The organism is Paenalcaligenes suwonensis, from assembly GCF_011290505.1.
GTDB classification, from domain to species: Bacteria; Pseudomonadota; Gammaproteobacteria; order Burkholderiales; family Burkholderiaceae_B; genus Paenalcaligenes; species Paenalcaligenes suwonensis.
Map to the genome: position 1 here is coordinate 41572 of NZ_JAANPV010000008.1, position 26524 is coordinate 68095.

Below are 26524 nucleotides of genomic sequence, written 5' to 3' on the forward strand. Positions count from 1 at the left end.
TATTCGTAACGTCAGGTTAATGACGAAAAAACTACTTGCGACGTACAGGTGGCAAATCGGTGCACGCACCCAATGATGCCTCGGCAGCCATACCCACAGACTCACCCAATGTGGGGTGTGGGTGGATGGTTTTGCCAATATCAACGGCATCCGCACCCATTTCTACGGCCAGCGCCACTTCACTGATCAGATCGCCCGCGCCTGTGCCCACGATAGTGCCGCCCAGAATACGCTTGCTTTCTGCATCAAAAATCAGCTTAGTGAAGCCTTCGTCACGTGCATTCGCGATCGCACGGCCAGAAGCCTGCCAAGGGAAATGGCCTTTTTCAATGGCAATGCCCTCTTTCTTGGCTTCTTCTTCCGTCATGCCTACCCATGCTACTTCTGGGTCGGTATAAGCGACTGAAGGAATCACACGCGCGTCAAAGAACGTTTTCTCGCCAGCAATTACTTCGGCTGCCACATGCGCTTCATGTACGGCTTTGTGTGCCAACATAGGCTGACCCACAATGTCGCCAATCGCGTAGATGTGCGGCACGTTAGTACGCTGCTGCGTATCAACGTTGATGAAGCCACGCTCGGTTACGGCAATACCTGCTTTATCGGCACCAATTTTGTTGCCGTTAGGAGTACGACCTACCGCTTGCAATACCAAGTCGTAGCGCTGTGCTTCAGCCGGGGCTTTATCGCCTTCGAACTTCACCCAAATACCGTCTTCACGTGCTTCGGCAGACACGGTTTTGGTGTTCAGCATAATGTGATCGAAGCGGTGTTCGTTCATTTTCTGCCAAACTTTTACCGCCTCGCGATCTGCGCCTTGCATCAGGCCGGATTGCATTTCTACTACGTCTAGGCGTGCGCCCAACGCGGAGTACACCGTACCCATTTCCAGACCAATAATGCCGCCACCAACGATCAGCATTTTCTTAGGCAGGAATGGCAGTTCCAACGCACCAGTGGAATCCACAATACGTGGGTCTTCTGGCAAGAATGGCAACTTCACAGACTGGCTACCAGCGGCGATGATTGCAGAAGCAAATTTCAACACTTGCTCTTTACCATCCGCTGCACGTACGGCAATGTGGTGTGGGTCTACAAACTCACCCACGCCGTTTACTACCGTGACTTTACGGGCTTTGGCCATACCAGCCAAACCACCAGTCAACTTGCCTATAACCGAGGTCTTGTAGTCGCGCAGCGCATCTAGCTCGATTTTGGCTTCGCCAAAGCGAATACCATGATCAGCCAGCGCTTTAGCCGCTTCAAACACACCCACGCTGTGCAGCAATGCTTTAGAAGGAATACACCCTACGTTCAAGCAAACGCCACCCAAGGTGCTGTAACGCTCAACCAACGCAACTTTTAAGCCAAGGTCAGCCGCACGGAATGCAGCCGAGTAACCGCCAGGGCCTGCGCCCAACACCACCACATCGTACTCGCCATCAGCCGCACCGCTATGCTGTGCTGCTTGGGGAGCCTGAACAGGTGCTGGAGCGGCTTTAGGGGCTTCAGCAGCCGGTGCGGCGGCAGGCGCTGCCTCTGCAGCAGCGGCCTCGATGCGCACAATCGCCGAACCTTCTTTAACTTTGTCACCCAGTTTGACTAACACTTCTTTGACTACCCCTGCTTGTGCAGCAGGGATTTCCATAGAGGCTTTGTCGGACTCAACCGTAATCAGGCTTTGCTCAAGCTCGATGCTATCGCCGGGATTGACCAAGATCTCAATCACGGTCACATCGCCTGAATCGCCTATATCCGGTACTTTTAAATCAATCGTACTCATCTGTGACTCCTTACAGCAGGATGCGACGGTAATCCGCTAACAATGTAGCGATGTACGCGTTAAAGCGCGCAGCAGAAGCACCATCAATCACACGGTGATCGTAAGACAAAGACATTGGCAACATCAGGCGTGGCTCGAACTCTTTGCCATTCCAGATTGGCTGCACGCTAGAGCGAGACAGACCCATAATGGCCACTTCAGGCGCATTGATGATAGGGGTAAAGTCTGTACCACCAATACCGCCCAAGGACGAAATGGTGAAACACCCACCTTGCATCTGTACTGCACCCAGTTTGCCTTCACGCGCCAAACCAGCCAACTCACCTGTTTCTTTAGCGATTTCCAGTACGCCTTTTTTGTCAGCGTCACGGATCACTGGTACCACCAAGCCATTAGGCGTATCGGCCGCAAAGCCAATGTGGAAGTATTTTTTCAGAATCAGGTTATCGCCATCCAACGAAGCGTTGAACTCTGGGAATTTCTTCAGCGCTGCCACAACCGCTTTGATGAAGAACGCCAGCATGGTCACACGTGTACCTGCTTTTTTACCTTCTTCGTTCAGCTGTTTGCGGAACTCTTCTAGGCTGGTGATATCGGCTTGCTCGTTATTCGTCACATGGGGAATCATCACCCAGTTACGGTGCAAGTTAGCGCCCGAAATTTTCTTGATGCGTGACAACGGAGCAGCTTCCACTTCGCCAAAGCGACTGAAATCCACTTTTGGCCATGGCAACAAGTCCAGACCACCGCCAGACAAGGATGCACCCGCAGCCGGCGCTGCTGCACCACCTGCCAATGCGCCTTTTACGAACTGGCGTACGTCATCAGCCGTAATACGGCCTTTAGCACCAGAGCCATTCACCAGTGTCAGGTTAACGCCCAGTTCACGTGCAAACTTACGTACCGAAGGTGACGCATGTGGCAGGTTTCGCAGTGGTACAGCCGCTTCTGCAAACGCTGCAGTAGGCGACTCACGCACAGGCGACTGCGATGCTGCCACACCCGAAGCAGAACTAACCACTTCAGTAGTAGAGGCTTTAGGTGCTTCAACCGCGGCGGCCGGTGCTGGCGCTGCGGCAGGAGCTGGTGCCGCTGCTGGGGCAGCCGAACTTACTTGCAGCTCAAGTATGTCGGAGCCTTCGCTAACTTTGTCACCTACTTTGATTTTCAATGCCGTAATGACACCCGCATGGCTGGAAGGCACTTCCATCGATGCTTTTTCGGTTTCCAGTGTAATCAGGCTTTGATCGGCTTCAACGGTATCGCCTACCTTAACCAACACTTCAATTACGTCTACATCACGTGCATCGCCGATATCGGGCACACGTACCGTCACGATAGATGTGGTGGCTTCTGCGGCGGCTGGAGCGGCCGCAGCCGCAGCAGGTGCCGCCGCTGGGGCTGCTGCTGCCGGAGCAGCGGCAGGCGCTGCCGCCGCTTCTTCTTTAGGTGCAGCGGCGCCAGCTTGTGCGTCCAATTCCAAAATAATGGAACCGTGCTTCACTTTATCGCCGATTTTTACTTTCAATGACTTCACCACACCAGAGTGTGAGGAAGGGATTTCCATCGAGGCTTTGTCAGACTCAACCGTAATCAGGCTTTGCTCAAGCTCCACTGTGTCGCCAACAGCAACCAGCAGCTCAATGACATCCACTTCACCGTCATCACCAATATCAGGAACAGTGACTTCAATCAAATTGCTCATTTATCTACTCCTTAGGCGTGATGCGGATTAGCTTTCTCGGGGTTGATGCCGTACTTTTTGATTGCTTCAAGCACTTTCTCGCGTGGCAGTTTGCCTTCATCGGCCAATGCACGCAGCGCGCTCAATACAACAAAGTGACGATCAACCTCAAAGTGCTCACGCAGTTTGTAGCGATAATCAGAACGACCGTAGCCGTCTGTACCCAGTACACGGTACGTACGACCGGCAGGTACAAAGGCACGAATTTGGTCAGCAAACGCTTTGATGTAATCGGTAGAGGCTACGATTGGACCATCAGTTTCTGCCAACTTCTGTGTTACGTATGGTACCGGTGCATTCTTGTCGGCTGGGTTCAGCAAGCTGTGACGCTCGCAATCCAAACCTTCACGACGCAACTCGGTAAAGCTGGTGACGCTCCATACATCGGAACCAATACCCCAGTCTTTTTCCAGCAGTTCTTGTGCAGCGATCACTTCACGCAGAATCGTACCGGAACCCATCAGTTGAACTTTCAGCTTACCTGCGTCAACGGATTTGAACTTGTACATACCACGCAAAATACCAGCTTCGTCGCCCTCTTTCAGGCCTGGCTGCGCGTAGTTTTCGTTCATCAGCGTAATGTAGTAGTACACGTCTTCTTGCTCTTGAACCATACGACGCAAACCGTCACGCATGATTACAGCCACTTCGTGAGCAAATGCAGGGTCATAAGACACGCAGTTAGGAATCACAGAAGCTTGAATATGGCTTTGACCATCTTCGTGCTGCAAGCCTTCACCGTTCAGTGTGGTGCGACCAGCGGTACCGCCCAAGATGAAACCACGTGCTTGCATATCGCCTGCTGCCCATGCCAAGTCACCAAAACGTTGGAAACCGAACATGGAGTAGTAGATGAAGAACGGGATCATGATCTTGTTGTTGCTGGAGTACGAAGTAGCCGCAGCCACCCAGGAGCTAAATGCGCCCAGTTCGTTAATCCCTTCTTGCAACAACTGACCTTTTTTGTCTTCGCGGTAGTACATCACCTGATCTTTATCGACCGGTGTGTATTTTTGGCCTACTGCAGAGTAAATACCGATTTGACGGAACAAACCTTCCATACCAAAGGTACGGGATTCGTCAGCCAAGATAGGCACTACACGTGGGCCCAATTCTTTATCACGCAGCAACTGGTTCAGTACACGTACAAAAGCTTGTGTAGTAGAGATCTCACGGCCTTCGGCAGTAGGCTCTAGTACGGCTTTAAATACCCCCAGCTCAGGTGCTTTCAACTGTTCACTAGATTTGGCACGACGTTTAGGCAAGTAACCACCCAACGCTTTACGACGCGCTTGCAAGTACTGCATTTCTGGAGAATCGTCTGCAGGTTTGAAGTACGGCAAGTCTTCCAGTTTGTCGTCAGAAATTGGAATATTGAATCTATCGCGGAATTCGCGGATGGAATCGATGTCCAAGCTCTTTTGCTGGTGAGTCGGGTTTTTAGCCTGACCAATATGACCCATGCCGTAACCTTTAATGGTTTTCGCCAAGATCACAGTAGGCTGACCTTCGTGTTTCACCGCGGCATCAAATGCAGCGTAAACTTTGTTTGGATCGTGACCACCACGGTTCAAGCGCCAGATATCTTGGTCGCTCATGCGGCTCACCATTTCTAGCAAGCGAGGGTCTTTACCGAAGAAGTTCTCACGCACGTATGCGCCATCGTTAGCTTTGTACGCTTGGTACTCGCCGTCGATAGTGTCTTCCATAACTTGACGCAATACGCCTTCTTTGTCACGGGCCAACAATGGATCCCAGTAGCCGCCCCAAATCAGTTTGATAACGTTCCAACCGGCACCACGGAATGTACCTTCCAATTCTTGGATGATTTTGCCGTTACCGCGCACTGGACCATCCAGACGCTGCAAGTTGCAGTTCACAACGAAAATCAGGTTATCTAGACCTTCACGTGCTGCTACACCAATAGCACCCAAGGATTCTGGCTCGTCCATCTCGCCATCACCCAAGAACACCCATACTTTACGGCCACTAGTATCTTGAATGCCGCGCGCATGCAGGTATTTCAGGAAACGTGCCTGATAAATACCCATCAGCGGGCCAAGACCCATGGACACCGTTGGGAACTGCCAGAACTCTGGCATCAATTTAGGGTGAGGATAGGATGACAAGCCTTTGCCATCTACTTCTTGACGGAAGTTATCCATCTGCTCTTCTGTCAAAGAGCCTTCCAAGAACGCACGAGCGTACATACCAGGAGAGGTATGGCCTTGGAAGTACACCAAGTCACCGCCGTGGTTTTCGTTTTCTGCGTGCCAGAAATGGTTCTGACCACATTCAATCATGGTCGCCAAGGATGCAAACGATGCAATGTGACCACCCAAGCTGCCGCCATCAGCGGGAGTTTCTTGGTTGGCTTTTACCACCATTGCCATCGCGTTCCAGCGAATGTAAGAGCGAATACGTTCCTCAATAGCCAAATCACCAGGGTTATTTGGCTCCAACCCTACAGGGATGGTATTCAAGTAAGCAGTGTGTGGGGAGTAAGGGATGTTAGAACCTGAGCGTCGCGCCAGATCAGTTAAACGTTCTAACAAGTAGTGGGCACGTTGCGGGCCCTCACGATCAAGCACTGCCTCTAAAGCTTCTAGCCATTCTTGTGTTTCAAGAGCTGCATCGGGATTGGCGCTGGCTGGATTACTGGTTTGGTCAAGAGAGGACATAAAGCGTCTCCAGTTTTATTGATAGAAGTCCGTGCTGTGATGCTCATCTGCGTTGTAATGTTTGCTTTTCAGACCATAACAGATTGACCGGACCCGTACAGTATTTAGGCAGATCATGCCTATTTATCAAGTCTATTCTAGGAAAGAAAAAAGGTAATCTCAAGCAAAATTTCATTTTATGGTAATAGTTTTTATAATGTGAAAAATATCAACGAGCGTTAAGGTTTACAATGCTCCCAGCTTTTTACGATTACTGTTATGGCAAACTCCGTAAAAAAATCACTTATACCTAATACGTTTTACGATCAGGCACGTCAAAATAGACGCGGCCTTTACTGGCTTACGCCCGTAATTGTGCTGATACTGTACCTATGTGTGATGGGCGTATTCATCTGGTTGCAACGCCTGCAGCACGATAGTGTCATGGTAGTCCCCATAGACCAAGAAACGCGTCAGCAACGCCTCACCATGGTGATTGCGGCTCTGTCGCTGGTGATCGTATTTAGTTTGCTAGCGCTTTGGCGCTACACACGTTTTCGTACACGCGCCGAAGCCGCGCTGATTGCCGAAACCGGCTTTAGGCGAGCCATGGAGAATTCCATGTCTACCGGTATGCGTGTATTTGATATGAGCGGCCGCATTGCTTATGTGAACCCTGCGTTTTGCCGGATGATAGGCTGGAACGAGGCCGACCTCATAGGCCGCACCGCCCCCTTCCCTTATTGGGTACCGGGGCGACACTCACATCATCAAGAGGTGTTAGACCTTATATTGTCGGGGCGCACCCCTAATAGTGGTCTAGAAGTAGAAGCGCAACGCCGTGATGGTTCACGCTTTACTGCCCGCATGTATGTATCCCCCTTACGTGACCCTAACGGTGAGCAAATAGGCTGGATGACGTCCATGACCGATATCACCGAACCTAAACGCATTCGTGAAGCCATGACAGCGGCCCACGAACGCTTTATGACGGTATTAGAAGGTTTGGACGATGCTATTTCGGTTACGGCAGATACGCCTGAGGGGCTGGAACTGCTGTTTGCAAACCGTACCTACAGACGCTTCTTTGGCGCACAAGGCCACGGTCACGAAGAACTGTTGGGCGGCAGATTAGGACGCTTTACGGATGAAACCGTAGAAACCTATTCTTCCCAAGCTCAACGTTGGTTTGAAGTACACCACCGTATGCTGGCATGGACCGATGGCAGACGTGTACGTTTGCAAGTGGCACGCGACATTACCGAACGCCGCAAACACGAAGAAGCCTCGCGTGTGCAGCAAGATAAAATCCAACTGACTAGCCGTTTAACCACCATGGGTGAAATGGCATCGTCCTTAGCGCACGAACTGAACCAGCCATTAACGGCTATTAATAACTACAGCATGGGTGCCGTAGCGATGCTGCGCAGCGGCAAGGCTAAGCCTGAGCAATTATTAGAAGCACTAGAAAAAGCAGCAGCACAAGCTGAACGTGCGGGCAAAATCATTAGCCGTATACGTGAGTTTGTAAAACGCAGCGAACCGCGTCGCCAAGCGGTACCAATTACGCAAATAATTGATAATGCTGTAAGCTTTGCAGACATAGATGCGCGCAAACGTCGTATAGAAATAGCCGTTGAGCTCCCAGAACACCTACCTATGGTGCTAGCTGACCCCATTCTTATTGAGCAGGTTCTGCTTAATTTGCTAAAAAATGGCGTGGAAGCGATGGAAGGAAGCGATTATCATATCCTTCATGTGAACATTTCACTTTATGATCAAATGTTAGAAGTCGCCGTCATCGACAGGGGTTATGGACTCAAAAACCCCGAGCGCCTTTTCGAGCCTTTCTACAGCACCAAATCAGAGGGGCTGGGGATGGGCTTAAACATCTGTAGAACCATTATAGAATCACACCATGGTCGTTTGTGGGCAATGGAGAATCCAGAGGGTGGAACGATATTCCGATTCTCTTTGCCCTGTGCGCAAGCCGAAATGCAACCAACCACTGATAGTCCCAAGGAGATACAAGCATGAGTAGTACCCCGATTCCCTGCACGATTTTTATTGTGGATGATGATGAAGCCGTTCGTGACTCCTTGCGATGGCTGCTTGAGGCTAATGGTTACCGAGTGCAGTGCTTTGCGTCTGCGGAAGAATTTCTTAGCTCCTACGACACCACACAACTCAGTGTATTAATTGCCGACGTGCGTATGCCCGGCATGAGCGGTCTTGAGCTGCAAGAAGCCCTAATCGCTCGTAACTCCCCTATTCCTATTGTGTTCATCACCGGTCACGGCGATGTACCAATGGCTGTTAGCACCATGAAAAAAGGTGCCGTAGACTTCCTAGAAAAACCATTTAATGAAGCGGATCTACGTGCTGTGGTTGTACGCATGATGGAACAAGCAAGCTTAATGGCCGATCAGGCTCACTCTAAGCGCGCACACGCTGAAGTGCTGTCACGCTTAACCGCACGTGAGCAACAAGTGCTAGAACGCATTGTGGCTGGCCGCTTGAACAAACAAATCGCCGGTGACTTAAACATCAGTATCAAAACTGTAGAAGCACACCGGGCCAATATTATGGAAAAACTTGAAGTTACCACTGTGGCCGATCTGATGAAGATTGCCTTGGTACAAAGCGGAGAAAACTAGCATGAGCAGTACACCAGCCAGGATCATTTCGGGCACAGCCTTAGCACAAAGCGTTCGCGAGCAAGTCGCTGAAGACGTCAAAGCGCTACAAGCTAAAGGCATACATCCTGGCCTGACCGTCGTATTGATTGGTGAAGACCCAGCTTCTCAGGTCTATGTACGTAACAAAGCACTAGCGTGCGAAAAAGCGGGTATTAATTCGGATGTCATTCGTTTACCCGCCAGCACCACGCAAGATGAATTGCTGGCATTGATTGAAAAACTCAATCAAGACGACGGCGTAGACGGCATCTTGGTGCAATTACCACTGCCTTCCCATTTGGATGAGCATCTGGTTATTGAAAGCATTTCACCTGCTAAAGACGTAGACGGTTTCCACATTAGTAACGCTGGCCTGCTCATGACTGGCCAACCGCTGTTTCGTCCATGCACCCCTTACGGTGTGATGAAAATGCTGGAGTCCGAGCAGGTAGCCCTACGTGGCGCTGAAGCCGTTATTGTGGGCGCAAGCAACATCGTGGGCAAACCTATGGCCATGATGTTGTTAGCGGCTGGTGCTACTGTCACCCTCTGTAATTCCAAGACACGCGACTTGGCGGCACACACTCGCCGAGCCGACGTACTTGTAGTTGCGGTAGGTAGACCCAATATGATTAAGGGTGACATGATCAAACCTGGCGCCGTAGTCATCGACGTGGGCATTAACCGCCTAGACGACGGCAAGCTGGCTGGTGATGTAGAGTTCGCCAGTGCCAGCCAAGTTGCTTCGGCTATCACTCCCGTTCCTGGTGGTGTAGGCCCTATGACCATTGCGATGTTGCTGGTCAATACGTTGGAAGCTGCTGAGCGCCGCGCAAACAAAGAGAGTTAAATGACGAATCCCCTGCTTGGGCCAGTTAACCAACTGGTTGACTACTCGGCCATTCTGCCCGAACACGTTGCACCCGCTATTGATCAACTGCTGGATAGCGCCAAAAGCGCTGTACAAGCGGTAGAGCACGTTAGCGACACCTCGTGGGATAACGTGGTTACCCCTTTAGAAAACGCAGTAGAGCCGTTGTGGCGCGCTTGGACTATCGTAGGACACCTAAATTCTGTAGTGAACACACCAGAGCTGCGTGAGGCCTACAACCAGTGCTTGCCCAAAGTAACGGAGTTTTCTACGTGGTTGGGTCTGAACGAGCAACTGTTCAACCAGTACAAAAAACTGGCTGACAGCGCTGAATTCGCATCACTGAACCCTGCCCGCCAACGTGTCATTGAATTGGCATTACGCAATTTCCGCCTAAGCGGCGTGGAACTGCAAGGCGAGCAGCGCGAACGTTATGCTGAAATTTCAGAGCAACAAGCCGCTGCATCACAGCGCTTCTCTGAACACGTGATGGATAGCATTGACCACTGGAGCTTGCTGGTTGAAAACGAAAGCGAACTGGAAGGCATCCCTGCGGATTTACTAGCAGCCGCCAAAGATGCAGCCACCCAGGCAGGCAAAACAGGTTGGTTATTAAACCTTAAAATGCCCTGCTATCTGCCCGTGATGCAGTACGCCAAAAGCTCAGAGTTACGTGCGACGATGTACAAAGGCTATGCCACCATCGCCTCCGAGCAAAGCAGCAAGCCCGAGTGGGACAACTCTGAAACCATCGAACAACTACTACGCTTGCGCGCTGAAGAAGCACGCCTGCTAGGCTACGACAGTTTCGCGCACATGCGCTTAGAAACACGCATGGCCGACACCCCAGAACAAGTGCTAGAGTTTCTACGCACCTTGGCAGGCAAGTCTATTGCCTTTGCACGTACCGACCTAGAGCAGTTGCAAGAATTCGCACGCAACACGCTACAGATGGAAACGCTACAACCTTGGGATATGGCCTATGCCGCCGAGCGTTTACGTGAAAACCGCTACGCTTACTCGGAAGACGAAGTACGTCAGTACTTTACCGAACCCCAAGTCATGCAAGGGTTGTTTGACGTGGTGCACACACTGTACGGTGTACAGTTCGTACCCACCCAAGAACCTGGCTGGCACCCCGATGTACAAGCCTATGCCGTACAAGATAAAGCCGCTAACACGCTGGGTTACTTGTACGTAGACCTGTATGCTCGCGCCGGTAAACAAGGTGGTGCGTGGGTCAATGGCGAGCGCGACCGCAAACTGCTGGGCACTTCCACACAAGTGCCGGTGGTGTACTTAGTCTGCAACTTTGCGCAGCCACAAGAAGGCCGCCCATCGCTGCTCACACACGATGAAGTCATCACCCTCTTCCACGAAAGCGGTCATGCACTACACGCCCTGCTGTCTCGTGTAGACGAGCCTGCGGTATCCGCGTTTTCAGCAGTAGAATGGGATGCCATCGAATTGCCTTCGCAGTTCATGGAAAACTTCTGCTGGGAGTGGCCAGTCGTACAGAAACTGTCACGCCACGTGACTACGGGCGAATCACTGCCTCGCGCACTCTACGACAAACTGCTGGCTGCCAAGAATTTCCAAAGCGGTATGCAAATGGTGCGACAAATAGAGTTCTCACTGTTTGACATGCTGATTCACCAGCAAGAGCAAGGCCTGTCTATTAAAGACGTTCTGGGCACGCTGGATCAGGTGCGTAAAGAAGTGGCGGTAATCTTCCCACCTGAGTGGCACCGTTTCCCACATGCGTTCTCTCACTTGTTTGCAGGTGGTTACGGTGCGGGCTACTACAGCTACAAATGGGCTGAAGTATTGTCCTCAGACGCCTACAGCGCCTTTGAAGAAACTGCGCTACAAGATGGGGATAGCCGCAACACGCTAAACCCTGAAACAGGCCGTAAGTTCTTGGACGAAATTTTGGCTGTAGGTGGCGAACGCCCTGCTGCTGATTCATTCAAAGCCTTCCGTGGCCGCGATCCGTCTATAGACGCTTTACTGCGCCACAGTGGTATGTTGGCACAATCCTAAACCCTTTATCCCCCACCTTTTGGTGGGGGTGTTTGTTTATAGGCTTATGACAAAGTTCACTCTTCGCTCGCTGGGCAAGCGCGTAGCCGCCAGTATAGTGTTAGGTAGTAGCGTACTTTTTGCAGGCCCGTTGTTGGCTGCAGAATCACAAATACACCCCGTAACTGGCTTTCTGCCTGACCTAAAGTTTGATCTGCAATCCGTAGACAACCAGCACGTCACCCAAGATGACCTTAAAGGGAAGATCGTGTTGATGTTCTTTGGCTATGCTAATTGCCCTGACATCTGTCCTACCACCATGGCGCAACTGTCTGCCGTGGTAGAAAACTTGGGGGATGCGGGTGACAACGTACAGGTGGTGTTTGTGAGTGTAGACCCACACCGCGACACCCCTGAAATACTGAAAGCCTATGTAGATGCGTTTGATACTAACGCTATAGGCTTAACGGGCAACGAGAAAACCATTGCAGATCTGGCACGCCGTTACCGCGTGGCCTTCCAAATTGAAAAACCCACCAATGCCGACTCGGACCACTACGAAGTCGCCCATAGCCGTGGCGTGTATATTTTTGATGAACGCGGCAAAGCGCGCGTGCTAGCGTCCGACTCCGAATCGGTGGAAGACCTAACCGAAGCCGTACGCAAGCTGTTGTAATCTACGAGGAATGCGTATTGCGCAATGCCGTACGCAACCCTTCTTCCACCACCGGGTGGTAAAAAGGCATACCCAACATTTCTTTAATGGTGAGCTGCTGCTGTGCAGACCATGCCAGCAAATGTGCCAGATGCTCTGCCGATGGCCCCACCATTTCCGCCCCCAAAAACACATCGCTATGACGGTCTGCATACACGCGTAGCATGCCTTTGTTTTCTAGCATCACGCGTGATCGGCCTTGGTTCGTAAAACTGACTTCACCAATGCGAACATCGGCAGGCAAGTCAGCAAAGGCCACCCCCACCGCCATCACCTGCGGATTGCTAAACACTACCTTCATGGGGCTGCGCCTAGTTGGCGCCTGAGGTGCCGTTGGCCAATTCACGGCGTTATCGGCAGCAATACGACCATCATCTGCTGCTTCGTGCAACATGGGGTGTAGCCCGTTCACGTCGCCGGCTAAGAACACTGGTTTATTTTCCACCTGCAAGGTGTGCTTATTAAAGCGAAGCTTGCCCTTGTCATCGACGTTAATCCCTGCCGCGGCAAGGTTAAGCTTTTCTATATTGGGTTGCCTACCTGCGGCGTTTAACACGCATTCAACCGTCAACAGGCTTTCTACGCCCTGCTGATCTTGCAAGCTAAGCTGCACATCATTGCCCTGGCGTTCTGCACGTAGAATTTGCGTATCAAAGCGTATGTCCATTTCTTCAGAAAACACGCTACGCGCATTTTCAGCCACTTTAGGGTCTTGTATACCGGCAATACGCTGGCTGCGATTGATGATCGTGACCTTTACCCCCAAGCGATGTAATGCCTGCCCTATTTCCATCCCAATCACACCGGTCCCTAAGATGGCGATGCTTTTGGGCAGATCATCCCAGTAGAAAATCTCGTCAGTGGTCAGTAGCTTATCGCCCAGCGCTTTTAAGGCAGTTGGTGTGCGTGGGCTCGTACCACTAGCAATCACAAAAGCCTTAGCCTGTACTTGCGTATGATCACCCACCACTAGCGTGTTTTCACCCGTGAAGCGTGCCGTGCCCCACAGCTTTGTGTCGGCCGCAAAACCCTCTACATCACTGACCACAAAGGACACGAAACGGTCGCGCTCGCGTTTGACCCTATCCATCACGGCAACGCCATCCACTTCCACCGTTGTGGTATCGACGTTAATGCCAAACTTAGGAGCTTCATTGATGGCATGGCGATGATCAGCAGCGGAAATAAGCAACTTGGAAGGCATACAACCTACCCGTGCGCACGTTGTACCGTAATGCGAGTCCTCAATAAGCACAGCCGTTTTGCCCCGCCGTATTACTTGACGGTATGCCGTCATGCCTGCGGTTCCTGCACCGATGATTGCCACATCAACATTCAGTATTTTCATGCTTTTCCTCTGCTGTTATATCGCCATCCTAGGGTACTGCCACCATCCAATGCTCGTGCTTAGGCAGCCACGGGGGTGTAGCCCTCTTCTTTTACCACGGCGGCTACTGCTGCGTTATCCGCATCCACCTCAACACTTAGGCGATGTGTAGCCGTATCAGCCACCACCACCGCTGCAGGCCATTCTTTTTGGATAGCGGTAGTAATGGTTTTCACACAGTGACCACAAGTCATGTCTGCAACGGTAAATTCATGTTTCATGCCAAACTCCTTAGTAGCTAAATAAAAGCGGTTATACACTGTGTAGAGTACTGTAAAACGCACAACGCTACCGTCTGAACACGTGCTTTGATGACATTTCGCAGCACTATCGCTTTACGGTTTGACCTTAACATCGTGGTAAGGTTCATACTCGTACGTAGAGTCCAGCTTTGTCGTTTACCTAGGAGGTGCACACATGACTCAAGCCGTCACCATTGGTGTAGCCGCCGAACGCAGCCAATTAAGCAGCAAAATGATTCGCTACTACGAAAGCGAGGGCTTGCTGCAACCCACAGCTCGTTCAGAGGCTGGTTACCGACTGTACACAGAACGCGACTTACATGGCTTACGTTTTATACAACGTGCGCGCAGTTTGGGGTTTTCGTTGGCGCAAATCAAAGATTTGCTGACACTATGGCACAACCAAGATCGTAGCAGTGCCGAGGTCAAACTTTTGGCTCAACAGCATATTGATGAGCTAGAGCGCAAAGCCGCCGAGCTACAAGACATGGCCAATACATTGAAACACCTTACCCAATGCTGCCACGGCGATGAACGCCCCGAGTGCCCTATTTTGGATAATCTGGGTGCTGTTGCTGCGAATTAAGCGTAGTGCCTTGAGCTTACCCAGAGAAGCCTGCGCAGCAGTACGCAAGACTTGAAACAGTCCCAAAATGGGACTATCATATATTCCATGAGAGTTATAGCCGCCAGCACCCTTCGTCAGTTCTGGGAAAAATACCCAGACGCTGAGCAACCACTTAAAGCATGGTTCGATGAAGCCAGCAAGGCCGCGTGGCTGCAACCCTCAGATATAAAAGCACAGTACAGAAACGCTAGCGTTTTGAAAAATCGGCGTGTTGTATTCAACATTAAAGGCAATGACTACCGTCTAATCGTGGCCATTGCCTACAAGTTAAGCATCGTATACATAAAATTCATCGGCACACATGCTGAATACGACAAAATAGACGCTGAAACAGTAGAGATGGAGTAAATCATGCACATCCGCCCAATCCGCACCGAAGCTGACTATAAGGCCACCCTAAAAGAGATATCTCTCTTGATGGAAAGCGATCCTGACCTAGACACGCCAGATGGCGATCGACTGGATGTCCTCTCAACCCTCGTTCAAGTCTATGAGGCAAAACACTATCCTATAGACCTGCCTGACCCTATCGAAGCGATCAAGTTTCGTATGGAGCAAGCAGGCCTGACAGCAAAAGATCTTGAACCTATGATCGGGCAGCGCAACCGTGTATATGAGGTACTAAATCGTAAGCGCTCCTTAACGCTACCAATGATCCGTAGACTGCATAAAGATCTAGGCATACCTGCTGAAAACCTAATTCAGCCAATAATAACCGCCTAACTCTCACGCTGTTATTTATCCCTACAAAATGCAAATAGCCACCCAAAAGGGTGGCTATTGTACGTTGCAAGGGAAAAGCTTAATCGCCCTTCCACTCGCCTACGTAATCACTGAAGTTAGGACGCTCTTTTACAGCTACGGCATCAGGTAAAGAACCCACCACCACAAAGCCCATAAAAGTGTAGTCTAGCGAGTCAAAACCCAAGGCTTCAGGCACTTTATGTGTGTAGGTACCCAACCCTGTGCTCCAGTACGCACCCAAACCTAATGCGTGAGCCGCATTCAGCATATTCATCACAGCAGCACCCGTAGCCAGTAAACGCTCGTGTTCGGGAATACGCTCGTTGCTGTGATCCAAGTGGCACGCCACCGCAATCAACAAGGGCACATCTTTTAGCCACGTACGAATAGATGCCTCTTTGGTAGGCGCTACCGCCATCCCTTCTTCGGCCATTGCTTGTACCGCTAAATCACCCAGCTTTACGACTGCATCACCACGAATCAGCTTAAAGCGCCAAGGACGCAACTTACCGTGATCAGGCGCAACCATTGCTGTTTGCAAAATCTGTTCCAACTGCTCTGCGCTGGGACCGGGACCTTGCACCATTTTTACCGAATTACGGCTTAACAGTGTTGAGATGACAGACACATCAACTCCTTACAAAACTATCTATCCAGCGCCTATTAAGGGCGTTGCTGGGCGGTGGTGACAATCAGTGCTTTCATGTCACGTACAGCTTTTTCCCAACCATCAAATACCGCTTGAGCCACAATGGCGTGACCAATGTTTAGCTCAGCAATACCTGGAATAGCAGCCACTTCTTGTACGTTACCGTAATGCAAACCGTGACCTGCATTCACACGCAGACCCAAGGCCACACCTTGCGCTGCACCTTCACGGATGCGTTGCAACTGTATGGCTTGCTCTTCTGGGCCTGTGGCGTCTGCAAATGCCCCAGTATGCAATTCAATGACGGTAGCGCCTGCTTGTTGAGCAGCAGCAATTTGTGCGGCATCAGCATCGATAAACAACGACACGCGAATACCGGCATCTTGCAATTGCTTAACGGCGGCACTAACTTGCTCAAAGTGCCCCACCACATCTAACCCACCTTCGGTAGTTAGTTCGTGGCGTTTTTCAGGGACTAGACACACATCATCCGGTTTAACCTTGCAAGCAATTTCCAGCATTTCCGTGGTGATTGCACATTCCAGATTCATTCTGGTGCGCAACAACGGACGCATGGCAAATACGTCTGCATCTTGAATATGGCGTCTATCTTCACGCAGGTGCAAGGTAATTAAATCTGCACCTGCTTCTTCGGCACGTTGTGCCGCCAGTAAGGGATCAGGATATGTGGTCAAACGCTGCTGACGCAGCGTTGCCACATGATCAATGTTTACACCCAACTCAATCATTGGTTTCTATAGCCTTTTCATCCAGTTGCCACCCGCCACCTAACGCTTTGTATAGCGAGATGCGGTTAATCAGCGAAGCCAGACTAATCTGTATACCCGCTTGTTGCGCACTGTACAGGTTGACCTCTGCAGTTTGTACCTGCAAGAAGCTATCTACCCCTGTTTTGTAGCGCAAGTTTGCCAGTTCCAGCGTACGGTCTGCAGATGAGATCATACGATTTGTAGCGTCTAATTGCGAACTATAGGTAGCCTCACCCGCCAACGCATCCGCGACTTCTCGGAAAGCGTTCTGAATACTTTGCTCGTATTGGGCTACCGAGATGATTTTTCGCGCTTCTGCTACATCTAACGCGGCCTGAATACTACCACCCGCAAAAATCGGCAACGAAATTTGCGGTGAGTATTGCCAGAAACGGTGCGATGAACCCACTAAATTATCCAACGATGGGCTAGCAAAACCCAGCAAGCCCGTAATGGAAATTGAGGGGAAGAACGCCGCACGCGCTGCACCAATATTCGCATTCGATGCACGTAGTACGTGCTCCGCAGCAATAATATCAGGGCGACGCTGTAGCAAATCGGAAGGCAAGCCAACCGGAATATCGCTCACCAACTGGTCATGACCAAACGCCTGCTCTTTAGGCAGGTCAGCGGGCAGCTCAGTGCCCACCAATAATGTCAGCGCATTCAGCGCTTGCATTTCATTACGCTTAGCGGCCTCTAGGTCAGCACGTACAGTTTCTAGCTGCAGCGTCGCTTGATTCAGTTCTAGCTCGGACGTAGAGCCTGCTTCAAACGATACTTTGGTTAAGCGCAAACTTTCCAAACGGCTTTTCTCGGTGCTTAGCATGACGCTTTGCAGCTCTTGAGCAGCACGTAAACGGAAGTAGGCTTCAGCGACTTGGGCCACCACGTTAATACGAACGGCGCGTTGCGCTTCTTCTGTCGCTAAGTATTGCTCAAAAGCAGCTTCGCTAAGGTTACGCAACTTGCCAAAGAAGTCCAAATCAAAGGAGGTCACTGCCGCCCCGGTTTGGAAAGTCTTGCTCACCGACGATGCGCCAGGCAAACGCATGTTTTCTGGATTGCGTGTTACCTGACCATTTGCCGCAGCACCAATAGACGGGAACTGCTCCCCTCTAGCGATACCGTACTGCGCGCGCGCTTCGTCTACTCGTGCTACCGCGATACGCATATCGCGGTTGTTTTCTAAGGAAAGAGCAATCAGTGCTTGTAAACGTGGGTCGTTAAAAAACTCTTTCCAACCCAGGGTTTCCACACTGCCCTCAGCGCTTGCCTCAGCGGCACCCTGCACATAAGCAGGGTATTGCGCCGAAACAGGCATCTCGGGTTGCTCGTATTTAGGAGCGAATGAGCACCCTGCTAGCAGCAATGCTGCGCTAAGTGTACTGAGCTTAGCTTTGATCATTTTTGCTCCCCGGTACTAGCCTGAGCATGCGCGGCTTTCTCGGCCGCTGCAGCCGCAGCTGCGGCACCAAATAACTTGGGCTGCGTTTTAAACAATTTCAATACCACAACAAAGAAGGTAGGCACAAACAGCACTGCCAATGGTGTAGCGGCCAACATACCACCCAATACACCAATACCTACCGCGTTCTGACTGGCTGCACCCGCACCACTAGCAATAGACAGTGGTACCACACCCAGAATAAACGCAAAGGACGTCATCAGAATTGGGCGGAAACGTAGACGTGCAGCTTCAACTGTGGCCTCGATAAGATCGTCACCTCGGGCAACCGCATCTTTCGCAAACTCCACAATCAGAATCGCGTTCTTCGCCGCCAAACCAATAATGGTCACAATACCCACCTGGAAGTACACGTCGTTCGCCATGCCCATAGCACTGGTTAACAATACCGAACCCAGTACCCCTAGTGGCACAGACAACATCACTGACAGCGGGATAGCCCAGCTTTCATACAATGCCGCCAACACCATGAACACAACCAGTACCGACAGACCCATCAGGATCATACTTTGACCCGATGCCTGAATTTCCTGATAAGACAAACCTGTCCACTCGTAACCGAAGCCACGCGGCAATTCAGAAATCAAGCGTTCAATTTCGGCCATCGCGTCACCACTGGTGTAGCCCTCTTGCGCACCACCACTGATACGTGTTGCAGGGTAACTGTTGTAGCGAACAATCTGTACTGGGCCTTTGATAGGCTCAGCGGTAACTACAGTACGCAACGGCACCATTTCACCTTGATTGTTTTTCGCTTGCAGGCTCATCACGTTTTCGATGTTCATACGGAAACGTTCATCTGCCTGTACCCACACGTTCTGTACCCAACCTTCACTGGTGTATTTACCCAGATAGGAAGAACCCAACGCTGTACTTAAGAGGTTAGCGACTTCGTTGAAATCAACGCCTTGAATGGCCGCTTTCTCACGGTCAATCGTCACTTGCCACTGTTGGCCAGGAGCCAAGCCTGTCAAACGTACGTCTTTCAGAATTGGGCTTTGACCTGCTTTGTTCAGCAGCTCTTGAGTAGCATCCAACAAGGCCGCTGTACCCAGTTCAGCACGGTCTTCTAAACGCACATCAAAACCGGTGGAGTTACCCAACGACATAATGGCGGGCGGAACAATAGAGAACACGATAGAGTCAGGTAACCCCATCAGCAACGCACCCGTTGCACGACCAGCCACAGCTTGCGCTGAGTTTTCAGGACCTTTACGTTCTTTAAAGTCTTTCAGTGTTACGAATGCCAATGCTGCATTCAGACCGTTACCGTTAAAACTGAAACCACGCACAGTCACCAAGTTTTCTACTTGTGGCTGTTTAAAAAAGTAGTCTTCCACTTCTTTGATGGTATCCATCGTACGGTTAGCGGTAGAGCCTGCTGGCAACTCGATGTTCGCAAACGCAAAGCCTTGGTCTTCTTCTGGCAAGAAGGCGGTAGGCATACGCATGTACATAAACACTACAGCTACTACCAATGCCAGATACACCAGCATCATGCGGCCTGTACGTTTCAAGCTACCTTTAATAAAGCCTTCGTAACCATCTGTCAGCTTGTTAAAGCCACGGTTAAACATGCCGAAGAAACCACGACGGTTATCGCCATGCTCACCCTTAGGCACAGGTTTCAAAATGGTCGCGCACAGTGCAGGTGTAAAGCTCAGCGCCAAGAACGCGGAGAAGGCAATAGACACCGCCATCGCTACCGAGAACTGGCGGTAAATCACCCCTACCGAACCGGACATAAAGGCCAGCGGCAAGAACACCACCGTCAGTACCAGCGTAATACCTACAATCGCGCCCGTAATCTGTGGCATGGCTTTTTCGGTTGCCTCTTTAGGAGACAAGCCATCTTCCGCCATGATACGTTCGACGTTCTCTACCACCACGATCGCATCATCCACCAGAATACCAATTACCAGCACCATCGCGAACATGGTTAACACGTTCACAGAGAAGCCCATGGCATTCATCACACCCAGTGAGCCCAGAATAGCAACAGGCACCACCAAAGCAGGAATCACGGTATAGCGAATGTTCTGCAAGAACACATACATCACCACAAACACCAGCAACATCGCTTCTAGCAGTGTTTCAACCACCTGCTGAATAGAGGTTTGAATGTAGGGAGAGGTATCGTAAGGAATAGCGTAGCTAACTTGATCAGGGAAGAACTGAGACAGTTCTTTCATCTGAGACTTAATGCCTTCAGCGGTTTCCAATGCGTTAGCATCGGGCGTCAATGACACCGCAAACGCAGCCGTAGACTTACCGTTCAAGCGAGCACCAAACTGGTAGTTATCAGAGCCCACTTCTACACGTGCAATGTCGGACATTTTCACGCTAGAGCCGTCTAAGTTAGCACGCAGAATGATGTTCTCGAACTCTTCTGGTTTGCTTAGCTGACCATTAACGATAATAGGCGATGCTACACGTTGGCTGTCTGGGTTTGGTGGAGCACCCAAAATACCACCTGAAATCAGGTTGTTTTGAGCCGCTACTGCCGCGTTCACTTCAGCCATGCTTAGGTTATAGCTAACCAATTTTTCGGGATCAACCCAAATACGCATCGCTTTACCGGACGCAAACAGCTGGAACTTACCTACACCCGGTACACGTGAAATGGTGTTTTGCACGTTACGTTTGATGTAGTCAGCCAGTTCGGTTTGATCCAAACTACCGTCTTCTGACGACAGCGTAACCACCAGCAAGAAGCTGTCATTACCCTGCTCTACTTTCAAACCCTGCTGAACCACCGCCGTTGGCAAGGCTGCCTGCACGTTGGAAATACGGTTCTGTACGTCAACCTGAGCCATGTCAGGATCAGTACCGGGTTTAAAGGTAGCGGTAATTTGTGTTTGACCAAAGGAGTCACTGACGGACTCGTAGTACAGCAGACCTTTGGCACCGTTTAGCTCGTTTTCAATAACGTTAGCAACGTTACTGGCCACGTCTTCTGCCGTTGCACCTGGGTAGGTAGCACTAATGGTGACAGAAGGTGGCGCGACATCCGGGTACTGCGCGACCGGCATAAGCGGCAGCGACAGTAGCCCGAGCAGAGTGATCCCTAGCGCGACCACCCATGCAAAAATGGGGCGTTCAATAAAAAACTGTGGCATAAACTTTACTCGCTTGCTTTAGCAGCATCCTGACCCTGAGCTTGCTCTGCATCGCTATCTTGTGCAGGTGCAGCTTCGGCAGACTCTTCTGCATTTTCAGTGCTTGTAGGGCCAGATTTCCAAGGAGTGGGCTGAACAGGCACGCCCGGACCAATTTTCTGGAAGCCGGCAACAATCAGCTCGTCACCTGCGGTCAACCCAGTGTTCACCAAGATTTTGTCGCCGTATGTAGTACCTACTTTCACAGGCACTGCAGCAACTACACCTTCTTTCACAACAAACACGGACGTTGCACCGCCATTAGAGTACTGAATGGCTTGTGTTGGGACCAGAATGGCTTTCTCGTCTACCCCATTTTGCAAACGCACACGCACAAACATGCCTGGCAACAAAATATTGTCGGGGTTAGCGAACTCAGCACGCAGGTTGATTTGACCTGTAGATGGATCTACCGATACGCCAGAGAACAGCAACTCGCCAGTTTGGTCGTATTGGCTATTATCATCAAACAAGGCAGTCACTTTGGCGCCTTCAGCGTCTTGAGTAAGTTCGCCTGCTGCCATCGCATTACGCAACGACATCAATTCGCTAGCCGGACGGCGAATATCTACATAGACGCGATCCAACTGTTGAACCGTCGCCAATTGTGTACCTTCAGCCGCATTGACCAATGCGCCTTCCGTCACAATCGCTTTACCAATACGGCCATTAATAGGCGAGGTTACTTTGGTGTAGCCCAGATTAATTTCAGCCGTTTTCAAGTTAGCTTGTGCCGCAGCAATAGCCGCCTGCGCTTGCGCGTTGCGTGCCATCGCGTTGTCGTAATCTTGACGACTTACCGCATTTTCTTTAATCAGGATCTGATAGCGCTGCGCCAAAGAAGCGGCTGCTTTTGCATCGGCTTGCGCATTTTGCAATTGTGCAGCGGCTTGGTCACGCAAGGCTTGATACGTATCGGGATCGATACTGAACAAATGCTGGCCTTCAGTAACATCGGTACCTTGCTTGAAGTTAATTTCTTCAAGAATACCCGTTACTCGAGCACGAATTTGTGCTTCTTTGATGGCCTCTACGCGGCCCGGCAAGTCCTGATACAGCGCCGTCGGTGCAGTGCTCACCGTAACGACGCTGACTGGAACCTTCATGCCTCCACCGGCTTGCTGTTGGGGATCTTTATCACCGCATGCTGCAAGCAGAACCACACTAGTTAAGAATAATACTCGTAGCGGACGCCACGCCTTAGGGCGGGATTTCAGCATGAAAAACTCCTGAATCTCAATAGACTATAGACACACCGCGCCAGTAGACGTGGATAGTGAGACGTAAAGTATATATGGATTATTTGTTTTTCACAAAAACGACCACACAGTCGTATAGGGTCTTTTGCAACAAAAAATTAGCTCATTACCCTAGAAGCAAAGCATCGTCAGCGATTTTCTCTCCACGCACTTTTTCAAACATGTGAAGCAAATCGGTCACGTCCATACCTTTACGCTCTTCACCACTCACATCTAACACCACATTTCCTTGGTGCAGCATCACCGTTCTCTCCCCCACGTCCAAGGCCTGACGCATACTATGCGTGACCATCATGGTGGTGAGTTTGCCTTCTGTCACAATACGCTCAGTTAGTTGCAACACAAAGTCAGCCGTACGTGGATCTAAGGCTGCTGTGTGCTCATCTAATAGCAAGATACGAGAAGGACGTAATGCCGCCATCAACAAGCTCACGGCTTGTCGCTGACCGCCAGACAACAGGCCAATACGATCCGTCAGACGGTTTTCCAAACCCAAGCCCAATGTTTCCAGCTTGGTTTTAAATTCATCGCGCATGCTTAACTGCACCGCGCGAGACAAACCTCGACCCATGCCACGGCGGGACGCCAAAGCCATATTCTCTTCAATGGTTAAGTCTTCGCATGTACCCGCCATAGGGTCTTGGAACACGCGCGCCACCATATCGGCACGTTGCCATACCGGCAAACGGGTAACGTCTTTACCATCAATGAGAATTTGGCCGTCATCCACACTTTGATCACCCGATACGGCATTTAAGAAGGTGGACTTCCCTGCCCCGTTAGAACCAATCACGGTCACAAATTGACCACTAGGAATGGTCAGTGATGCACCACGCAATGCACGGGTTTCAATCGGCGTACCAGGGTTAAAAGTTAATTGCAGGTTTTTTGCTTCTAGCATGACTCTTCCCCTTAGTACTACGACTTACGAACTGCTTTTCTACGTTTTTTCAATAGCGGAATAACCAACGCTATTGTTACCAAGACGGCGGTGACCAAGTTAAGGTCTTGTGCCTTGAGGCCAATAAAGTCCGCATTCAACGCCAACGCGATGAAGAAACGGTACAAAATAGCGCCCAAAATCACGGCCAATGTGGCCCACACCAAACGGCGTGATGGCAAAATGCTTTCACCCACAATCACCGCGGCCAACCCAATCACAATAGTCCCTATACCCATAGAGATATCGGCACCACCTTGTGACTGTGCAAACAGTGCGCCAGCCAACGCCACTAGCGCATTAGAAATCGCCATACCCAGCAAAATCATGCCGCCTGTGGCTACGCCTTGAGCGCGCGCCATGCGAGGGTTAGAACCCGTGGCACGCATGCCTAAGCCTTTTTGGGTAGCAAAGAACCAGTCCAGCAACAGCTTAGCAATAATGACGATCAGCACCAGCAACAAGGGGCGGAAGATATAGTCATCCGACCAGCCTGATGGCTGCAAAATCGTGAATACGGTGTCGTCGTTAATCAGCGGCACGTTAGGTCGGCCCATAACGCGCAAATTGATGGAGTACAACGCCGTCATCATCAAGATACTGGCCAGCAAGTCCATGATCTTCAGTCGTACATTCAGCCAACCGGTAATCATGCCTGCAAAGGCCCCTGCGCACATTGCCACAAAAGTAGATATAAATGGATCTACCCCTTGGCTGATTAATACAGCAGCACAGGCGCCCCCTAATGGGAAACTGCCATCAACGGTTAAATCGGGAAAACGAAGAATACGAAATGAGATCAGCACTCCTAGTGCAACCAGACCAAAAATCAGGCCGATTTCCAGAGCGCCCCAAAGAGAATATATGGACATGCGTAGTCAGACAATAATAAAGCGGTGCCTGTTGATGGCACCGCTTGCGTGATTAGAGATTACTCAACAATGGTGGTGGCTGACTTGATGAATGCATCATCTAAGGTCAAACCCTGTTTAGCGGCGGCACCTGGGTTCACAAACAACTCCAGATTTTCGCTAGTAGAAGACGCTATATCGCCAGGCTTCTCGCCTTTAAGAATGCGCACCACTTTATCACCGGTTTGTTTGCCCAGATTGAAGTAGTTCACGCCCAGCGCCGCAATAGCACCACGCTCTACACTACCGGTATCCGATGCAATCAAGGGGATTTTGGCATCATTGGCTACTTTCACCAGAGCTTCGTACGCTGACACTACGTTATTGTCGGTGTTGGTGTAGAACACATCTACTTTGCCAATCAAGCTGCTACCCGCTGCACGTACGTCTACCGTACGAGCTGCCGTGGCTTCTACCAAGTTCATTCCTTGAGCCGACAACAGCTCGCGCATACGTTCTACCACCACCACCGAGTTTGCCTCGCCGGGGTTGTACACCATCCCTACATTTTGGGCGTCGGGAACAATGCGTTTAATCAGATCAACTTGTTTTTCTAGTGCCAGTGCGTCTGACATGCCCGTAACGTTTGTGCCGCTTGCGTCAAAGGAAGGCACCAATTGTGCTGCCACAGGGTCTGTCACAGCTGAATACACAATAGGAATAGATTTGGTTGCTGCCACAGCGGCTTGCGCAGAAGGCGTAGAGATAGCAACGATCACATCCGAGTTGTCACCTACAAACTTCTTAGCAATTTGCGAGGCAATAGCGGTATTACCTTGTGCTGTTTGAAACTGCCATTTCAAACCGTTTGCTTCGGTATAACCCGCTTCTTCCAGAGCTTGTTTCACACCGTCGCGTATGGAATCTAACGCGGGATGCTCAACGATTGAGGACACAGAAACCGTTTGCGCCCCGGCAACACCTGCACCCATCATGCTAATACCAGCCAGAATGCTGGCGAGAAGTGCCGTTGTATTTCTTAACTTCATGCGAAGCTCCTGGAAAAAATAATCAATAAGCCAGCCTACACGTAGTCTGAACTACAGGACTGGAAAAAACCCTAGTGAATTTCCCTGCTAAGTTTCACTAATTGTAAACGCAGTATCTGCTGGGCGTGTAGCCAAAAGGGCTTTAGCCCAGCGTCTGGCTTCCAACTTATACTGACTTTGCACCGTTTCAGCCCTATCCATCAACTGCTGCGTGGTGGTTTCCAAACCGCGCCCTTTAAAGGCCAACACAATGGTATTACCTTCATCAATTTCTGGTAAGACCAACACTTTGTTATCAAACACCTGACGGATATTGCGCAAATTTAATTCAAAACTGGGGTGTGAACCAAATAAGTTCACCACCATAATCCCGTCTTTGTCCAAGCAATGCTTACCGTTTTCATAGAATTCAACCGATGAGCAAACAGGCCCTTGGGCCGCTGCATCATACAAATCCACCATCATCACCACATGCTGATTATGGTTTTCGGTATTTGCCACCCACTCAGCTGCATCGTCATGCACGATTTCAGAGCGCACATGGTCGGGCAATCTGAAAAAAGCACGGCACATTGCCGTTACCTGCGGGTTAATCTCCACCGTCACGCACTCGGCTGGCGTTTGCGTTAGGCAATACCGCAATAACGATCCTGCACCCAAGCCCAATAAAGCAAGACGGTCAGACTCATGCGGCTCATGGAACAGCAACCATGTCATCATTTGCTGCGTATAAGCCAACACCAAGTCGTTAGGTTTAGACATGCGCATCGCCCCTTGAATCCATTCTGTTCCAAAGTGCAAATAGCGAATGCCATCGCTTTCCGACATCGTTACATCATCTTCTTCGTCTTCATACAGACTATCGTCTTCCCACTCTTGATCCATGGCCCTCTATTTCCCTGCTTG

General features: G+C 50.6%; 22 protein-coding genes. 8 read left to right on the forward strand and 14 right to left on the reverse strand.

Annotation, left to right across the window (positions count from 1 at the left end):
* Positions 1 to 31: 31 nt before the first annotated feature.
* From lpdA to aceE, 3 genes are read right to left on the reverse strand one after another with little or no spacing between them, the layout of a single operon-like run.
* On the reverse strand, positions 32 to 1783 hold the full coding sequence (gene lpdA, locus GY634_RS12715) for a dihydrolipoyl dehydrogenase (protein ID WP_166409073.1): 1752 nt from the start codon (positions 1781 to 1783) through the stop codon (positions 32 to 34).
* A gap of 10 nt (positions 1784 to 1793) precedes the next feature.
* Positions 1794 to 3488, reverse strand: coding sequence for a dihydrolipoyllysine-residue acetyltransferase (aceF, locus tag GY634_RS12720; protein WP_166409075.1), 1695 nt, complete (start codon positions 3486 to 3488; stop codon positions 1794 to 1796).
* An 11-nt stretch (positions 3489 to 3499) separates the two neighbouring features.
* Entirely contained in the window at positions 3500 to 6208 is a 2709-nt protein-coding gene (aceE, locus tag GY634_RS12725) for a pyruvate dehydrogenase (acetyl-transferring), homodimeric type (protein ID WP_166409077.1), read from the reverse strand.
* A 258-nt stretch (positions 6209 to 6466) separates the two neighbouring features.
* Here aceE and GY634_RS12730 point away from each other — a divergent pair, with 258 nt between their 5' ends.
* From GY634_RS12730 to GY634_RS12750, 5 genes are read left to right on the forward strand one after another with little or no spacing between them, the layout of a single operon-like run.
* On the forward strand, positions 6467 to 8224 hold the full coding sequence (locus GY634_RS12730; RefSeq protein ID WP_166409079.1) for a PAS domain-containing sensor histidine kinase: 1758 nt from the start codon (positions 6467 to 6469) through the stop codon (positions 8222 to 8224).
* Positions 8221 to 8844, forward strand: a complete 624-nt coding sequence (locus GY634_RS12735) for a response regulator transcription factor (RefSeq protein WP_166409080.1) — start codon at positions 8221 to 8223, stop codon at positions 8842 to 8844. The genes GY634_RS12730 and GY634_RS12735 overlap by 4 nt, the downstream gene beginning before the upstream one ends.
* 1 nt (position 8845) lies before the next feature.
* Positions 8846 to 9715 (forward strand): bifunctional methylenetetrahydrofolate dehydrogenase/methenyltetrahydrofolate cyclohydrolase FolD, encoded by an 870-nt coding sequence (folD, locus tag GY634_RS12740; protein WP_166409081.1) that lies wholly within the window; start codon positions 8846 to 8848, stop codon positions 9713 to 9715.
* Positions 9716 to 11779 carry a M3 family metallopeptidase gene (locus GY634_RS12745; RefSeq protein ID WP_166409082.1) on the forward strand — a complete coding sequence of 688 codons (2064 nt, stop codon included), beginning with the start codon at positions 9716 to 9718 and terminating at the stop codon, positions 11777 to 11779.
* 46 nt (positions 11780 to 11825) lie between these two features.
* Complete coding sequence (locus GY634_RS12750; protein WP_166409083.1) at positions 11826 to 12434, forward strand: SCO family protein; 609 nt, start codon at positions 11826 to 11828, stop codon at positions 12432 to 12434.
* A gap of 1 nt (position 12435) precedes the next feature.
* On the opposite strand, the gene GY634_RS12755 is transcribed toward GY634_RS12750, so the two are convergent.
* A complete protein-coding gene (locus GY634_RS12755; protein WP_166409084.1) occupies positions 12436 to 13821 on the reverse strand; it encodes a dihydrolipoyl dehydrogenase in 1386 nt (461 codons plus the stop codon).
* 59 nt (positions 13822 to 13880) lie between these two features.
* Complete coding sequence (locus GY634_RS12760; RefSeq protein WP_166409085.1) at positions 13881 to 14081, reverse strand: heavy-metal-associated domain-containing protein; 201 nt, start codon at positions 14079 to 14081, stop codon at positions 13881 to 13883.
* Between the two features lie 196 nt (positions 14082 to 14277).
* Here GY634_RS12760 and cueR point away from each other — a divergent pair, with 196 nt between their 5' ends.
* From cueR to GY634_RS12775, 3 genes are all read left to right on the forward strand, one after another.
* Positions 14278 to 14688: a Cu(I)-responsive transcriptional regulator gene (cueR, locus tag GY634_RS12765; protein ID WP_166409086.1), complete on the forward strand. Its 411-nt coding sequence runs from the start codon at positions 14278 to 14280 to the stop codon at positions 14686 to 14688.
* A gap of 87 nt (positions 14689 to 14775) precedes the next feature.
* Positions 14776 to 15078: a type II toxin-antitoxin system HigB family toxin gene (locus GY634_RS12770; protein ID WP_166409087.1), complete on the forward strand. Its 303-nt coding sequence runs from the start codon at positions 14776 to 14778 to the stop codon at positions 15076 to 15078.
* Between the two features lie 3 nt (positions 15079 to 15081).
* Complete coding sequence (locus tag GY634_RS12775) at positions 15082 to 15453, forward strand: helix-turn-helix domain-containing protein (protein WP_166409089.1); 372 nt, start codon at positions 15082 to 15084, stop codon at positions 15451 to 15453.
* 79 nt (positions 15454 to 15532) lie between these two features.
* On the opposite strand, the gene GY634_RS12780 is transcribed toward GY634_RS12775, so the two are convergent.
* The 9 genes from GY634_RS12780 to GY634_RS12820 all read right to left on the reverse strand — a co-directional run bounded on the left by GY634_RS12780 (position 15533) and on the right by GY634_RS12820 (position 26503).
* A complete protein-coding gene (locus GY634_RS12780; protein ID WP_278249039.1) occupies positions 15533 to 16102 on the reverse strand; it encodes a nitroreductase family protein in 570 nt (189 codons plus the stop codon).
* A 35-nt stretch (positions 16103 to 16137) separates the two neighbouring features.
* A complete protein-coding gene (locus GY634_RS12785; RefSeq protein WP_166409091.1) occupies positions 16138 to 16872 on the reverse strand; it encodes a pyridoxine 5'-phosphate synthase in 735 nt (244 codons plus the stop codon).
* Positions 16865 to 18301 carry an efflux transporter outer membrane subunit gene (locus GY634_RS12790; RefSeq protein WP_166409093.1) on the reverse strand — a complete coding sequence of 479 codons (1437 nt, stop codon included), beginning with the start codon at positions 18299 to 18301 and terminating at the stop codon, positions 16865 to 16867. The genes GY634_RS12785 and GY634_RS12790 overlap by 8 nt, the downstream gene beginning before the upstream one ends.
* Positions 18298 to 21480 (reverse strand): multidrug efflux RND transporter permease subunit, encoded by a 3183-nt coding sequence (locus GY634_RS12795; protein ID WP_166409094.1) that lies wholly within the window; start codon positions 21478 to 21480, stop codon positions 18298 to 18300. Before GY634_RS12795 ends, GY634_RS12790 begins: the two co-directional genes overlap by 4 nt.
* A gap of 5 nt (positions 21481 to 21485) precedes the next feature.
* Entirely contained in the window at positions 21486 to 22739 is a 1254-nt protein-coding gene (locus GY634_RS12800) for an efflux RND transporter periplasmic adaptor subunit (protein WP_166409096.1), read from the reverse strand.
* 145 nt (positions 22740 to 22884) lie between these two features.
* Positions 22885 to 23679: an ABC transporter ATP-binding protein gene (locus GY634_RS12805; protein ID WP_166409098.1), complete on the reverse strand. Its 795-nt coding sequence runs from the start codon at positions 23677 to 23679 to the stop codon at positions 22885 to 22887.
* 17 nt (positions 23680 to 23696) lie between these two features.
* A complete protein-coding gene (locus GY634_RS12810) occupies positions 23697 to 24590 on the reverse strand; it encodes an ABC transporter permease (RefSeq protein WP_166409099.1) in 894 nt (297 codons plus the stop codon).
* Between the two features lie 59 nt (positions 24591 to 24649).
* The gene (locus tag GY634_RS12815) at positions 24650 to 25564 is read right to left on the reverse strand and encodes an ABC transporter substrate-binding protein (RefSeq protein ID WP_242683714.1); all 915 of its coding nucleotides are present in this window, start codon (positions 25562 to 25564) and stop codon (positions 24650 to 24652) included.
* Between the two features lie 141 nt (positions 25565 to 25705).
* Positions 25706 to 26503, reverse strand: a complete 798-nt coding sequence (locus GY634_RS12820; protein ID WP_242683703.1) for a spermine/spermidine synthase domain-containing protein — start codon at positions 26501 to 26503, stop codon at positions 25706 to 25708.
* Positions 26504 to 26524 lie beyond the last annotated feature (21 nt).